The 14,867-nt window shown below is 70.9% G+C and carries 12 protein-coding genes; 5 read left to right on the top strand and 7 right to left on the bottom strand.

Annotation, left to right across the window (positions count from 1 at the left end; genetic code table 11):
- Positions 1 to 44: 44 nt before the first annotated feature.
- Entirely contained in the window at positions 45 to 458 is a 414-nt protein-coding gene (locus ABT294_RS37460; protein WP_350811150.1) for a hypothetical protein, read from the bottom strand.
- Between the two features lie 75 nt (positions 459 to 533).
- Here ABT294_RS37460 and ABT294_RS37455 point away from each other — a divergent pair, with 75 nt between their 5' ends.
- Positions 534 to 1,526, top strand: coding sequence for a hypothetical protein (locus ABT294_RS37455; protein WP_350811149.1), 993 nt, complete (start codon positions 534 to 536; stop codon positions 1,524 to 1,526).
- A gap of 415 nt (positions 1,527 to 1,941) precedes the next feature.
- On the opposite strand, the gene ABT294_RS37450 is transcribed toward ABT294_RS37455, so the two are convergent.
- From ABT294_RS37450 to mshB, 3 genes are read right to left on the bottom strand one after another with little or no spacing between them, the layout of a single operon-like run.
- On the bottom strand, positions 1,942 to 2,442 hold the full coding sequence (locus ABT294_RS37450) for a flavin reductase family protein (RefSeq protein WP_350811148.1): 501 nt from the start codon (positions 2,440 to 2,442) through the stop codon (positions 1,942 to 1,944).
- Between the two features lie 18 nt (positions 2,443 to 2,460).
- Positions 2,461 to 2,871, bottom strand: a complete 411-nt coding sequence (locus ABT294_RS37445) for a DUF6113 family protein (protein ID WP_350811147.1) — start codon at positions 2,869 to 2,871, stop codon at positions 2,461 to 2,463.
- Between the two features lie 10 nt (positions 2,872 to 2,881).
- A complete protein-coding gene (gene mshB, locus ABT294_RS37440) occupies positions 2,882 to 3,787 on the bottom strand; it encodes an N-acetyl-1-D-myo-inositol-2-amino-2-deoxy-alpha-D-glucopyranoside deacetylase (protein ID WP_350811146.1) in 906 nt (301 codons plus the stop codon).
- Between the two features lie 45 nt (positions 3,788 to 3,832).
- Here mshB and ABT294_RS37435 point away from each other — a divergent pair, with 45 nt between their 5' ends.
- Positions 3,833 to 5,899 (top strand): S9 family peptidase, encoded by a 2,067-nt coding sequence (locus ABT294_RS37435; RefSeq protein ID WP_350811145.1) that lies wholly within the window; start codon positions 3,833 to 3,835, stop codon positions 5,897 to 5,899.
- Positions 5,900 to 6,099: 200 nt separating this feature from the next.
- Complete coding sequence (locus ABT294_RS37430) at positions 6,100 to 7,476, top strand: alpha/beta fold hydrolase (protein ID WP_350811144.1); 1,377 nt, start codon at positions 6,100 to 6,102, stop codon at positions 7,474 to 7,476.
- Positions 7,477 to 7,571: 95 nt separating this feature from the next.
- Here the strand turns inward: ABT294_RS37430 and ABT294_RS37425 are convergent, their stop codons facing one another.
- Both ABT294_RS37425 and ABT294_RS37420 read right to left on the bottom strand, forming a co-directional pair.
- Positions 7,572 to 9,329, bottom strand: coding sequence for an ABC transporter ATP-binding protein (locus tag ABT294_RS37425; protein WP_350811143.1), 1,758 nt, complete (start codon positions 9,327 to 9,329; stop codon positions 7,572 to 7,574).
- A gap of 3 nt (positions 9,330 to 9,332) precedes the next feature.
- Positions 9,333 to 11,021, bottom strand: a complete 1,689-nt coding sequence (locus ABT294_RS37420; RefSeq protein WP_350811142.1) for an ABC transporter ATP-binding protein — start codon at positions 11,019 to 11,021, stop codon at positions 9,333 to 9,335.
- 607 nt (positions 11,022 to 11,628) lie between these two features.
- On the opposite strand from ABT294_RS37420, the gene ABT294_RS37415 reads away from it, so the two are divergent.
- Positions 11,629 to 12,261: a phosphotransferase gene (locus tag ABT294_RS37415; RefSeq protein WP_350811141.1), complete on the top strand. Its 633-nt coding sequence runs from the start codon at positions 11,629 to 11,631 to the stop codon at positions 12,259 to 12,261.
- Between the two features lie 243 nt (positions 12,262 to 12,504).
- The gene (locus ABT294_RS37410; RefSeq protein WP_350811140.1) at positions 12,505 to 13,251 is read left to right on the top strand and encodes a methyltransferase domain-containing protein; all 747 of its coding nucleotides are present in this window, start codon (positions 12,505 to 12,507) and stop codon (positions 13,249 to 13,251) included.
- A gap of 50 nt (positions 13,252 to 13,301) precedes the next feature.
- Here the strand turns inward: ABT294_RS37410 and ABT294_RS37405 are convergent, their stop codons facing one another.
- Positions 13,302 to 14,807, bottom strand: coding sequence for an ATP-binding protein (locus tag ABT294_RS37405; RefSeq protein ID WP_350811139.1), 1,506 nt, complete (start codon positions 14,805 to 14,807; stop codon positions 13,302 to 13,304).
- Positions 14,808 to 14,867 lie beyond the last annotated feature (60 nt).

The raw sequence follows: 14,867 nt of genomic DNA, 5'->3' as shown, positions 1-14,867 counted from the left end.
CCAGGCGACGCTCAGCAACTGGCGGAACTCCGGCACCTCCGGCCTCACCTGCGCCTTCTCCACCAGAGGGGTGCGCGCGGGTAGCCGCCGTCGTCCAGACCTGCCAGCCGTTCGAACACGTTGTAGGAGGCCTGGTGCCCGCAGAGGAGCACCGAGACCAGCATGGCCAGCAGGTAGAGCGGGAGCATCGGCAGCCCCGCGCACCAGGCCCACTGGGTAGCGTGCCGTCCCTCGTGCTGGATGAGGCGGTCGTCGAGCGAGTTCCGCCTGGTCAGCACCACGTTGCCGACGGTGAAGGCCCCCGCGATGGGGAAACGGTAGCGGTAGCCGTAGGCGAGCACGAGCCCGTCAGGCCCGGGCTGCCGGGCGGCCCCGCCGACGACGGAGATCAACAGTCCGAGCGGCGTGGCCAGGTTCAGCCAGTTCACCATCCGCCGGAACCGGTAGCGCCTCTCCATGCGTCTCAGCCTTGACCAATCTTGACAAGTCGGAATAATGATCTGCGTCCTGAAATCTCCCAAAAGAGCAGGATTATGAGATTCACCATCCTGGGAGCGCTGATCGGCACCATGGCCCTGGCCGGAGCCGGCGGACTCGCGATCACCCAGACGTCAGCGTCCGATCCCCTACGGTCCACTACTCCTCCCGACGCGCAGGTGGCCTTACCAGCCGCGGCGACCACGACCCCGAAGCCGACGGCCGGCCCCACGGTCGGGAAGTACACCGCGAAGACGAAAATCGTCAAGAAGAAGGGCGTCTCCTACCTGGACGTCTCCATCACGTACGACGGAGCCGCCAGGTTCACTGTCAAGCAGAAGGTCTGCAAGAGCAAGTCCTGCAAGACGACCTCCACCGACCTCCCCGTGACCACCGGCGCGGGCAAGTCCAGCAAGAAGGTCGGCAAGGGCAGCTACAAGGTGAAGGGCAAGCCGTCGATCAAGGTCAAGGCCCTCCCCTGGCCCACCAGGACGGTGACGGCCACCCCCAAGGCGACCAGCACGGTCACCGCGTCCAGCGGCGCCTCCCCGGCCGCGACGGTGACGGTGACCCAGGCGGCGACGGTGACGGTCACGCAGTCCGTGCCCGGACCGGCCACGACGGTCACGCAGCCCGTGGCGGGCCCCACCACGACGGTCACGGCCACGGTCACCTGCCAGCCCAGCACCGAGCAGCCGGAAGACACTCCGGACGCGAACACCACGGTGCCGGAGACGCCCAGCACGAACGCCACCCCCACGACGTCCGAAATACCCAGCGCGTCTGGCACACCCAGCGCGGCTGAGACGCCCAGCGTGTCCGACACGCCCACCGCGTCTGGGACGCCGTCTCCGACGGTCACGGCGCCCACGGACACGCCGACCCCGTCCACCACGGTCACGGACACCACAACCCCGCCCGCGTCCGCCGAAGAGCCGATCCCCACGTGCGCGACCCCGTCGGTGACCCCGACGGACGGCACCACACCGTCGGCCACTCCCAGCACCACGCCGTCGGCCACTCCCAGCACGACACCGTCGACCCAGTAGGGCCGCCGCCCACGGTGGCCCGGCCCCTCAGCGGACCGGGCCACCACGGCCTCCGTCGCAGGGTCGCCATCTCGCAGGGTCGCTATCTCGCAGGGCCTCTCCTTCGCAGGGCCCAACCTCGCAGGGCCCAACCTCGCAGGGCCTCTCCTTCGCAGGGCCTCTCCTGCCAGCTCCGGTCGGCTGGCCTCCGCCGCCAGCCGGGCGGTCAGCCGGTCCTCGTGGCCCTCGTCCAAGAACTCAGGGGCCGTCTTGCTGAGCGCGTCGAGCCGCCGGGCCGACGAGGAGAGCGCGACGCGACGCCGTCACGGGCCGCTCGTCAGCGGGCGCGAACCCGTCACGGCCCGCCGTCATCGGGCGCGAACCGGTCACGGCCGTTCTCGGACGCCAAGGCCGCGGGAGGCGTCCGGATCAGGGATCAGAGCGTCTTGTAGTCGCCGTCGTGGTACATCAGCGGTACCCCGTCCGACGGCGTGCCCAGTGAATGGACGGCGCCCACCACGATCGAGTGGTCGCCGCCGGGATGCACCGCGGTCGTGGTTGCCTCGAGGGTGGCGAGGGCGTCCTGGAACAGCGCCACGCCGAGTTCGCCCCGATAGTGCGGCCATCGGGCGACTTGCCCGTCGATGGGACGTCCGCGGCGGGCGAAGAAGCGCGAAGCCTCCTGCATGGACGCCGGAAGCACCGAAACGCCCCAGACGCCGGACTCCATCACGGCGTCGTGGAAGCGCGCGAGTTTCTCCGCGCAGAACAGCACGAGCAGCGGGTCCAGCGACACCGAGGTGAACGAGTTGACGGTCATGGCGTAGTCGACGCCGCCGAGCCTGGTGGTCACGACCGCCACTCCGGTGGCGAACCGTCCGACGACCTTGCGGTAGGTCTGCTCGTCGATGTGCCGCTCTGTGGGACCTTGGTGCACGAAAGATACTTTATGCGGCTATGTCGAATTCCCCGGAGCGTGCCCACGCAGCAACCACGAACCCCCCGAGGACGGCGACTTCAGGATGGCCACCACGACGGCCGCCATCCCGCCGTACAGGTACACGTACCCGGCGGGCCCGCCGGAGATCACCAGATCGCCCTGGGCGAGCTGGAACGAGAACGGCATCGACACCAGCAGCCACCCGATCGCCGTCACCGACGCCCCGAGCCGCGACCCCATCAGCTTGCCCGCCCCGAGGCAGACCCCGAAGAGCCCGGCCAGCCACCCGATCGCCGCGACCGGGACCGGCCCGACCTGCCAGGCCTGGGTGAACCCGCCCACGACACCCATGACCACGCCCAGCACGAACAGCATGCCGTAGGCGGCCCCGCCGAGCGCTGACTCGCCCTGGCTGCGTTGCTCCATGCCGCTGAGGTTAGTGGATGCCGGAGAACAGATCGTTCTCGCGGTCAGCTGGTCCGCCGATGCCGCCCGACTCTGCCGGTGGGCCCGGCATCGCGGGCCCCGGCACGCCGCTGGCCAGGATGAAGTGCTCCACGCCCAGCGCCTCCTGGCCGACGTTGTTGGACAGGGCGAACCAGGGCGCGTCGACGGTGATCTGGGTGGCGTGCGCCCGCATGGCCTCCAGCTTGTTGCCGACCCAGGGACGCGCGTCGACCTCCGTGGTGATCTCCCTGTCGGGGCTGCCGAACGGCATGTCGTCGACGTCCTCGGTGATGAACGTGACGTCCGCCTCGCGCAGCGCCTCGGCGGTGCGCGACATCACGGAGCGGGCGACGGCCGTGTGGTAGAACTTCGCGATCTGCCACGGTTCGCCCTCGCCGAAGCCGGGGGTGGCCGCCAGCTCGAACGCCCGCCGCGCGACGCGATGCGCCTGAATGTGGTCGGGATGCCCGTAGAAGCCGTTCTCGTCGTAGGTGACCAGGACCTGGGGACGCACCTCGCGGATCACCTTGACCAGCTCGCCCGCGGCCTCGTCCAGGTCGGCCTGCCAGAAGGCGTTGGGACGGTCGTTGGAGGCGACTCCCATCATGCCCGAATCGCGCCAGCGCCCCGGGCCGCCGAGAAAGCGGTGGTCCTCCACGCCGAGCGCCTGGCACGCGGCGGCCAGCTCGCCGATGCGGTACTGGCCGAGGGTGTCGTCGCGGTCGGCGGCCAGGTGCGCGAGGTCCGCGGGGATGATCTCGCCCTCCTCGCCGAGCGTGCAGGTCACGAGCGTGACGTGGGCGCCCTCGGCGACGTACTTCGCCATGGTCGCGCCGGTGCCGATCGACTCGTCGTCCGGATGAGCGTGCACGAGCAGCAGCCGTCGGTCCGTCATGAGTCCGAGCGTAACCAATCCCCGGCTACTGGCAGGATTGGGGCCATGAGTGAGAGTTTCCCGCGCCTGTCTGCCAGGACCCGCCGGTTCACCCTCGGGGTGCCCAGGGGCTTCACGATCTCTCCCGACGGTGACAGGGTCGTCTTCCTACGGACGCGCTCCGGCTCCGACCCGGTGACCTGCTTGTGGGAACTCGACACGGAAACGCACGTCGAACGCCTGGTCGTCGATCCGCGCACGCTCGACGCCGACGAGGAGAACCTGCCCCCGGAGGAGCGGGCCCGGCGCGAGCGCAGCCGTGAGCAGGCGGGTGGCGTGGTCGGCTACTCCACCGACTCGGCGGTGAGTACGGCCGTGTTCGCCCTGTCAGGCAGCCTGTACGTGACGGAGCTTGCGAGCGGCCTGACGCGGCGGCTGGAGACGGCGGGCGCGGTCATCGACCCCCGCATCTCCCCCGACGGGCGACAGGTCGCCTATGTCACCGGTGGCGCGTGCCACGTGCAGGACCTCACGTCCGGCGACGACCGGGCCCTGGCCACGCCCGAGTCCTCCACCGTCACCTACGGGCTGGCCGAGTTCATCGCCTCCGAGGAGATGGACCGGATGCGCGGCCACTGGTGGTCGCCGTCGAGCGACGCGCTCCTGGTCGAGCGCGCCGACGAGGCTCCCGTCCGCACCTGGTACGTCGCCGACCCGGCCAACCCCGACCGCCCGGCCTCCGCCCAGCGCTACCCGGCCGCGGGCACGCCGAACGCGGTGACGGAGCTGTTCGTGCTGGGGCTCGACGGGTCGCGGGTGGCCGTCCCGTTCGAGGACGAGTACCTCACGACGGCGTCCTGGGACTCGCACGCGCTGTCGATCGTGACCATGTCCCGCGACCAGAAGCGGCTGCGCCTGTTCTCCGTCGATCCGGAGACGGGGGTGTCCACGCTGGTCCGCGAGGACACCGACCCTGCTTGGGTGGACGTCGTCACCGGCGTCCCCGCCCACCTCGACGACGGCTCGCTGGTCTGGGTGGCGTCCGCCGACGGCGGCAACCGCCTGTTCGTCGGCGACCGCGCGGTCACCCCGCCGACCCTGCAGGTGCGCGACGTGCTGGACGTCGATCACGACAGCGTGCTGTTCAGGGCGAGCGGCGACCCCACCGAGATTCAGCTCTGGACCTGGGACGGCAACTCGCTGCTGCCCGTGTCCACCCGGTCCGGGGTGTTCTCGGGGCGGATGTCCGGCGGCGTCGGCGTCCTGACCGAGCAGACGCTCGACGACGAGGGCGTGTCCACCACCGTGGTGCGGCGCGACGGCATGGCGATCCCGATCCCGTCGCTGGCCGAACGGCCCGGCCTCGACCTGCGGGTCTCGCTCGGCCGTTCCGGGCGTCGCGAGCTGGCCACGGCCGTGGTGCTCCCGTCCTGGCACGAGCAGGGCTCGCGTAAGCTGCCCGTCCTCATGGACCCGTACGGCGGGCCGCACGCGCAGCGGGTACTGGCCAGGCGCGGCGGCTACCTGGAGAGCCAGTGGTTCGCCGAGCAGGGCTTCGCGGTCGTCGTCGCCGACGGGCGCGGCACCCCCGGTAGGGGCCCCGCGTTCGAGCGGGCCGTGCTGAACGACCTGGCCACCCCCGCCCTGGAGGACCAGATCGACGCCCTGCACGGCGTGGCCGAGCAGTACCCCGACGACCTCGACCTGTCCAGGGTGGCCATCCGCGGCTGGTCCTTCGGCGGCTTCCTGGCCGCGCTGGCGGTGCTGCGCAGGCCGGACGTCTTCCACGCCGCCGTCGCGGGCGCGCCCGTGACCGACTGGCGGCTGTACGACACCTGCTACACCGAGCGCTACCTGGGCCACCCCGACGAACAGCCGGACGTCTACGACAACTCCTCCCTGTTCGGCGACGCGGCCAAGCTGGAGCGGCCGCTGCTGCTGATCCACGGCCTGGCCGACGACAACGTGGTGGCGGCGCACACGCTGCGGCTGTCGTCCGCGCTGCTGGCGGCGGGGCGTCAGCACAGCGTGCTGCCGCTGTCGGGCGTCACCCACATGACGCCGCAGGAGGTCGTGGCGGAGAACCTGCTGCTGCTCCAGGTCGACTTCCTGAAGCGCTCCCTCGGGGAGTAGGCGGCACGCCGAGGCGGAGTCGCGGGCCGAGCGGGGCGCGCCGCTCCCCGCTCCCCGTGACGGTCGCGCTTCCCGTGACGGCCGTCCTGCGCCGGTGCTCTCGGACCGTGGGCTGACATCCTCTGGTCTGATTACCGGCCGTGCAGATCCAGACCGTGGGCCGATGTGCGCGGGCACCCCGTTCCGGGATCGTTGCGGCCATGCTCAAGTCAATCGCTCTGGCGCTGGCCCTCGTGAGCTCGGGCGTCCACGCGCAGCAGGCTGCCGGTCCCGACTGGGGCGCCTGTCCCGACGACAAGATCGGCATGCAGTGCGCCGATCTCCAGGTGCCGCTGAACTGGCAGAAGCCCGACGGCCGCAAGATCACTCTGAAGCTGGGCCGGTTGAAGTCGACCGGCACCAGCGAGGGGTCCGTCCTGGTGGCGTACGGCGGCCCCGGCGCGCCCGGCATCGGCATGACCCAGCGGCTCGGAGACTGGTGGGCCAAGCTGCGCGAACGCATGGACATCGTCACCTGGGACACTCGCGGGTACGGCGAGCAGTTCGGCGGCACCAGCACCGGCCTGCCGTGCACCTGGACCCGCGTCCCCCTGCCCGACTTCCCCGCCGACGACGCCGACTTCGGCAGGCTCTCCGACACCAACCGCGGCTACGCCGAGGCCTGCCGTAACAAAGACCCCGAACTCTTCGCCAACATGAGCTCCGCCGACCACGCCAGAGACATGGAGGCGATCAGGAAGGCGCTCGGCGACGCCAAGCTCAACTTCTACGGCGCCTCCTACGCCGGCTTCTACGCCCAGGCCTATGCGGGCCTGTATCCCGGTCAGGTCCGCACCATGGTCCTCGACGGCACCTGGAACCACAGCACCTCCGACTGGAACGGCGAGCTGGAGGAGATGGCCAAGAGCAACGAGCAGTTCATCGACCGCTTCTTCACCTGGTGCGCCTCCCACGACTGCCAGGACGTGCCCCGCCTCTGGCGCGGCCTGGTCGCCAGGGCCGATCGCACGCCGATCCCCGCCAAGTCGGCCGGCATCGCGTACACGGGCCGTGACCTGCAGTCCTTCGTGGTGGCCTCGTCCCGGCAGGGCCCTGACACGTGGCCGGCCCTGGCCGAGTCGATCCGCAAGGCGAGCAAGGGCGACGCCTCCGGCTTCGTCCCCGCGCGCGGTGCCCGCTACCCCGACCAGACAACGGGCGTCACCGAGTGCGTCGACTGGCCCCGCCCCGCCAAGCGCGCGGACATTGACGCGAGCATCGCCCGCCTCCGCAAGGTCGCCCCCAACGCGGGCACGGCCAACACCATCGCGACGGCCAGCCTGGGCTGCGTCGGCTGGCCCACCCCGGTCACCAACCCGCCGACGGCCCTGCCCAAGGGCCTGCCGCCGCTGCTCGGCGCAGGGGCCTGGGGCGAGTCCGACGCCGTCGGCCGCGTCGTCGCCCAGGTTCCCGGAAGTTCGGTGGTGTCGTTCGACGGCCCCGGCCACACCCTCTACGGTGCCAACCCCTGCGCCCGCGACCACATCAACCGCTACTTCACCGACCGAACCCTCCCCAAGCCGGGCACCAAGTGCTGACCCACTCCCTGACCGCCTCGCCGGGCGGCTCGGACAGCAGGCCAGCAGGTAGGGCCCCATGGGAGGCGGCAGGGGCCGGCAGGGCCTCGACGGTGTCAGGTGCGGGTGGAGGTCGGGGTGCCGTGCCAGCTGCTCCACAGGGCGGCGTAGGAGCCGCCCTCCGCCACCAGCTCGTCGTGCGACCCGAGCTCACTGATCCGCCCGTCCTCCACCACGGCGACCCGGTCGGCGTCGTGGGCGGTGTACAGGCGGTGGGCGATGGCGATGACCGTGCGACCGTCGAGCACCGCCGCGAGCGAGCGTTCCAGGTTCCTGGCCGCGCGGGGGTCGATGAGCGAGGTGGCCTCGTCCAGGACGAGTGTGTGCGGGTCGGCCAGCACCAGGCGGGCCAGCGCCAGCTGCTGCGCGTGTGCCGGGGAGATCGTCAGGTTGCCCGAGCCGACGGCGGTGTCGAGGCCGTCGGGCAGGGCGTCCACCCAGTCGAGGGCGTCCACCGCTTCGAGCGCCTTGCGGACGGCCGCGTCGTCGGCGTCGGGGCGGGCGATCAGCAGGTTGTCGCGGAGGGTGCCCTTGAAGACGTGGTGCTCCTGGGTGACGAGGGCGACGTGGCCGCGCAGGTCGTCCAAGGGCAGGTCCACGAGGGGCACGCCGCCCACCGACACCACGCCGGTGCGCGGGCCGTGAATGCCCGCGAGCAGCCGTCCGAGCGTCGACTTGCCCGCGCCGGACGGGCCGACCATCGCCAGGCGCTCCCCCGGCCGGACCGTCAGCGACACGCCGTGCAGCACGTCGTGGCCCGCCCGGTAGGCGTAGCGGACGTCGTCGGCCTCCAGCGCCTCACCGGACGGCCGGTCGGCGGTCGCCTCACGGTCGTCGGGGACGTTGGCGACGCCGAGCAGCCGCGCCATGGCCGCGCCGCCCACCTGGAGCTCGTCGATCCACATGAGGAACCGGTCGAGCGGGTCGATGAGCTGCTGCGCGTACAGCGTGGCAGCGGTGACCTGGGCGAGCGTCACCCAGCCGCTGCTGTAGAACAGGCCGCCGACCAGCAGGGTCGACACGACCGGGATCACGTAGCCGAGCTCCACGGCGGGGTACCACCGCGTGCGCAGCCCGAGCGTGTACCGTTCGGCGGCGTAGGAGCGGCCGATGTCGCGGTCGGTGCGCTCCCTGCGTCGGCGCTGGAGGCCGAGCGCCTCGACGGTTCTGGCGCCTTCGACGGTTTCGGCCAGGCCCTCCGTCATGTCGGCGTAGGCGGCGTTCTCACGCAGGTAGCCGTCGCGGGCCCGGTTCAGGTACCAGCGGCTGGAGATCCAGATGATCGGCGCGGCGATCAGCATGGGCAGCATGAGCAGCGGCCCGACCAGCAGCAGCGCGCCGATGGTGATCGCGAAGGTGACCATCGCGATCAGCGTCTCGGGCACGGCGTGCCGGACGGTCCGCGACAGCGAGTCGACGTCGCGGGACGTCCTGGTGATCAGGTCACCCGATCCTGCCCGTTCGACAGTGGAGAGCGGCAACCCGAGGACCCGGTCCACGAACTCCTCGCGCAGCTCGGCGAGCACCCGCTCGCCGAGCGTCGCGGAGGCGAGCACCGCGTACCGGATGAGCACGGACTGGAGCAGCAGGAAGCCGCCGATGCCGAGGATGACGAGGGTGACGTTCACCTGGCCGTTGTTCTGGACGTTCTGCACCAGCGCGCCGAGCTGCCACGGCACGGCCAGCCCGGCGATCGCCGCGAGCCCGTGCAGGGCGAGGGCGAAGGTGAGCTGGCGCGGGTACTTCAGCGTCAGCCGCCTGGCGTAGGCGCGTACCTGCTTCTCGTCTGCGACCGGCAGGATCTCGCGAGCCATTCGTCAGTCCTCCCCTCGTGTCACGGTGGCGGCGTATTCGGGCGTGGAGTCCAGCAGGTCGCGGTGCGTGCCTTCGGCGAGCACCCTGCCGTCCTCCACGTAGATCACGTGCTCGGTGCGGTCGAGCACGAGCGGGCTGGTGGTGCAGACCAGCGTCGTACGTCCGGCGCGGGCCTTGGCCAGCCGCTCGGCGACGCGCGCCTCGGTGTGGGCGTCGACGGCGCTGGTGGGCTCGACCAGGATGAGCACCTCGGGGTCGGCGAGCAGGGCGCGGGCCAGCCGCAGCCGCTGCTGCTGTCCGCCGGAGAACTCGCGCCCGGCCTCGGCCACCTCGGCGTCGAGGCCGTCGGGCAGCGCTTCGACGATGTCCTCGGCGCAGGCGTTCCGCAGCGCCTGGCGCAGCTGCTCGTCGGAGGAGCCGCCGCGGACGTCCAGCTCGTCGCGGAGCGTGCCGGTGAACAGGCGGGCGGCGTTGTCGGCGATCAGGATGCGCGAGCGGACCTCGTCGATCGGCAGCGTGGCCAGGTCGACGGGGCCGAAGGTGACATCGCCGTCGGCGTAGCGGCCGAGCCGGTCGGCGATGGCGATGGCGTCCTCGGGGGCGTTGGCGGCGATGGCGGTCAGCATGCCGGGCTGGACGGTGACCCCGCTGTAGGAGTCGCGCAGCACGCCGCCCTCGCTGGTGCCGGCGCCGCCGGAGACCTCGGGCTCGATCGTCAGGATGCGCACCACGCGGCGGGCGGCCACGTGCCCCTTGGTCACTCTGTCGGCCGCCTCGGTGAGCGTGCGCATCGGGCCGATCAGGAAGACCGCGTAGCCGTAGAAGGCGACGAGCTGGCCCGCGGTGATCTCGCCCCCGATGGCGAAGGACGCGCCGATGCCGGTGACGACCGCGATGAGCACGCCGGGCAGCAGGATCTGCGCCCCTTCGAGCATCGACTCGACCCTGGACACGCCGACGCCCGCGAACCGCACCCGCTGCGACTCCTCGCGGTAGCGGTCGGCGAACACCTGCTCGCCGCCGATGCCGCGGAGCACCCGCAGCCCGGCGACGATGTCGGCGGACCTGGTGGACAGGTCACCGGTCAGGTCACGCTGCTCCTTCTGCCGCTTGTGCAGGGGTTTGAGGAGCGGCGCGATGGCGACGGCCATGAGCGGGACACCGAACAGCACCATCAGGCCGAGCGGCAGCGACGTCGAGATGAGGATCACGGTGACGGCGATGATCGCCACCACGGAGCCGGTGCCGCGCAGCAGGACCTCCATGGAGCCGCCGATGTGCGCGATGTCGGAGTTGCCGACGCTGACGACCTCGCCGGTCGACAGCCGCTTGGGCAGCGTCGCGCCGAGCCGGGCGGCCTGCCGAGTGGTGACCTGGACGGTCCGGTACGCGGCGGACAGCCAGTTGAAGACGGCCATCCGGTGCCGCAGGACCCCGGTGGCGGCCTGCACCAGGCCGAGCGCGAACAGGATCGCCGACCAGGTGATCAGCGCCCCGGTGTCCTTGGCGGTGACGGCGTCGACGCCCTTCCCCAGCACGGCCGGGACCAGCGCCTGCACCAGCCACCACACGGTCGCGTAGCCGATGCCCGTCAGAAGGGCGGGCGCCTGGCTGCGGGCGTTCCACCACAAATAGCGCAGCGGGCTGCGGATGTCGGGCACGCCGGGATCGGCTTCAGGAAGGGAGCGCATAGCTCGTCAAGGTTGACTGAGCGCTGACTGGCCGGGCAAATGATTTTCCGGCCGGAAGGGGCGCCCGGCAGGTCCGTCCGCGTGCCGCGTCTGACGGTCGTCCGGCGGGTATATGGCCTGGTCGCGACGGGTGGCGGCGGCCAGGTCCAGCCCGTCCGGGCGACGCGGCCCGCGCCCAGCCGCGCGGCCCGCTGGACGCTGGGGTCAGACCTTCGTAGCCGCAGAGGAAGCCCATCCGACGACACCCGGAACGCGACGCATACCCAGAGAGCCAGCCCATCCCGATCACACCCGGAAAGCGGCCCTCACCCCACGAGAAAGCCCATCCGACGAAACGCGACGCATACCCAGAGAGCCAGCCCATCCCGATCAGGCCCGGAAAGCGACGCATACCCCGAAGGCCAGCCCATCCCGATCACACCCGGAAAGCGGCGCATACCCCGAGGGGCAGCCCATCCCGATATCGCCCCGAACGGGGCCTCTACCCCGAGGGATGACTCACCCCGATGGCGTCCGGAACGCGGCCTCTGCACCGATCGGATGCCCTTTTCGCATGCACCGCGCGTCAGGTAACGTCCGGCTCTCCGGTGCGCCAGAATCGGTCTCTGTGAAGCACGGGTACACCAACAGCACGGTCGGCGACGGCGCTCTGGTCGTCAAGTGTTACCAGGGCCCTGACGCGGCGACGCGGCTGCGCACCGAGAGCAGGTTCCTGCGCAGGTTGCGCGGGCGGCTGCCGGTGCCGCGCGTGCACGAGGTCACCGCGACCAGCGTGACCACCCGCTTCGTCCGCGGCGCGCACGGCCAGGACCTCCTGGACGAGGGCCGCGCGGTCGAGGTCCTGGAGGGCTGTGGCCGTACCCTGGCCCGCATCCACAGGCTGGGGATCGTCCACGGCGACTACGGCCCCCAGAACCTGCTCTTCGACCCGGCCACCTTCGAGACGGCCGCCATCCTCGACTGGGAATGGGCCCACCCCGGCACCCCGGTCGAGGATCTCGCCTGGTGCGAGTGGATCGTCCGGACCCACCACCCCGAGCACGTGCCGCTGCTGCCGCGTTTCTTCAGCGCCTACGGCGACCCAATCCCCGGGTGGCCGGAGCGCCACGCCGCCATGCTCGCCCGCTGCCGCGCCCTCCTCGACTTCACCAGCAGCTGGGAGCCGGGCGGCGAGGGCGAGAAGCTCTGGCGCGGACGTCTCGACGCGACCGCCGCCTGGGCGCCCGACGACCACCCCTGACGAAGCCCGCACACCCGAACCTGACACAACCCGCGCACCCAAACCTGACACAACCCGCACACCCGAACCTGACGCAACCGCGCACCCAAACCTGACGCAACCGCGCACCCGAGCCTGACGCAACTCGCACACCGCGTCTAACCCGTACCAACCTGACAAACAGCCGGGCCTCGGCGGAACGCGTGCACCGGATCTCGACATCGGCGCCGCGGGACCTGCACACCGATCTGTTTGACTGCCCGCATGGCCACCATCGACTACCTCGACCAGCTCGCCGCCAGCGCCCCCGGACGGGCCTACAAGCGGAACGTCCTCGCGGCCCTCGACCTCCAGCCGGGCCAGACCACGCTCGACATCGGCTGCGGCCCGGGAACCGACCTGGCCGACCTCGCGGCCGGTGTCACCCCGGCCGGTTCGGTGATCGGGCTCGACCACGACCTGGTCATGGTCGACCAGGCCCGCGCCCGGCTGGCCGCGTACCCGAACGTCGAAGTGCGGGTCGGGGACGCGCACGCCATGCCGCTCGACGACGGAACCGTGGACCGGGCGCGCGTGGACCGTGTGTTGCAGCACCTGACCGATCCGGTGCGGGTGATGGCCGAGTTCGGCAGGGTCGCGCGTCCCGGTGCCAGGATCGTGATGGCGGAACCCGACTGGGACGGCCTGCTCATCGACTCCCCCGACCTGTCGCGCAGCCGGGCCTTCACCCAGTACGTCACCACCGAGGTGATCAGGAACCCGGACATCGGCCGCAGCCTCGCCCGGCTGGCCACCAGGGCTGGTCTGACCGTCCGGTCCGTCACCGCCGTAACCCCTGTGATCAGCGACTTCGACACGGCCGACCAGCTCTTCGGGCTCCGCCGCACGACGGCCAGAGCCGTGGACGCCGGCTACCTGGACACCTCCGCACCCGCCTGGCTGGACAGACTCGCCTCGGAGCCGTTCCTGGCCAGCTGCACGATCTTCATCGCCGTCGCCGAAGCCCCCTGACAGTCCACCCTGGGATGCCTAGCGGCCATCCTCCATGGCTCGCGTAGCTATCACCCCAACGGCGTGACCAGGGGCTCCCCGAGGCCGAGCAGCGTGGGCAGTTCGACCAGCAGGACGTCCCCTCTGCGGCGAGCGGCGCTGACCAGGTCGGATTGGAAGCCCGCCATCGAGAAGATCGCCAGGATGGCGCGGCCTGTCTCGTGTCCCTGCTGGTGGAGGAGCGCCTTGAGGCCGTCGAGCCGGTCGAGGTCCGCTACTCCGCGCCTGGTGAGCGTCGCTTTGGCCTCGCCGATGAGGCTGATGACCCCGCGCCCCGACCTGATATCCAGGGCGACGACGTCGATCTCGTGCTTGGCTTGCCCGTTTCTGTCGTTGACCACGGTGGAGGTGACCTGCCCGGCGCTCCCTCGCAGGGACAGGTTCTCCTGGCTGCGCAACCAGTCGCGGGCGCACTCCTCGAAGTGCGGGCCGAGCACGCGAGAGACGAACGTGGCCCGGGCGCGGCGCCACGCCTCTGCGGACTGCCCTGTTTCGACCAGATCTCGCTGCGGGACGGTGATCAGGTTGTGGAACCGCACGATGGGATCAGCAACTGTGATCACCGGTCGCCGCTCCCACAGCGGGTCGCTCTCGTATCGCAGGTACCCGGCGCTGACCAGCGCGTTGATGGGACGCACCAGCGCCGACCGAGCCTGCTCCAGCAGCGCACCGATCTTCGCGGGGCTGGTCGCGCCGTTCGCGACAGCGTTGATGATCGCGTAATGCAGGGCGCTTCCGGTGAAGCGCGGGTCTTCACGCAGCAGATACTCCGCTTCGCTGCCGGAGTAGAGCGCCTGACGTGGGTCCAAGGCGGTGGCGGCCACCCAGAAGTCCAGCTCTGCCAGACTCTGCGGCCCGGGCACGTTGGCCAGGTTGCGATATCCGGGAGAGCCTCCGTAGATCGCGTGGACCCGCAGAGCGACCGACGGATCGCCGATCCCCCAGTGGTTCGCTGTGGTGGCCAGGTCGAACGGGTGCAACTGCAGATCGATCGCAGCCCGGCCGCGCAACGCCTTGGTGCCCGACAGCAGCTCGTTCATGACCGACATCGCCGACCCGCACACGATCACCCGCCCGCCTTCGTGCATATGCCCGGCCTGCGACTGGTCGTAGAGCAACTGCAGCAGGCCGGGGATCTCGGGCGAATGAGCCATCCAGTACGGCAGCTCGTCGATCACCAGTAGCCCGGACGTCCCGCCATGGCGGGTGGTCAGCTCAATGGCCGTGGACAGAAGAGTTTCCCAGTCGGAGTCGCCGACGAGCTCGGCGCCGATGCCCGCGTAACGCGCTATGTCCGCGGCGAAGCGCCGCCTGGCGGCGACCACTCCCTCCTCGGCGACGGCCGATACGTAGAGACCTCCGCTGGCCTCGGCGACCGCGCGCAGCAGGTAGCTCTTGCCCACCCGACGGCGTCCGGACACGACGCCAAGGCGCAGGTGCGGATCGGGATGCTCCACGAACTGGGCAAGCGCGCTCCACTCAGCGTCGCGGGCCAGCACTCGACCGGGTTTGCGCACGGATGACTCCTGATTAGTACGTTGGCAAACATACTAATCAGGTAGCGCCCGGCGAGAGAA

The sequence above is a fragment of the Nonomuraea sp. NPDC000554 genome (genome assembly GCF_040300065.1).
Taxonomy (GTDB): Bacteria; Actinomycetota; Actinomycetes; order Streptosporangiales; family Streptosporangiaceae; genus Nonomuraea.
The sequence above is the reverse complement of the archived record's forward strand: the minus strand, read 5'-3'. Positions and strand labels throughout refer to the sequence as shown.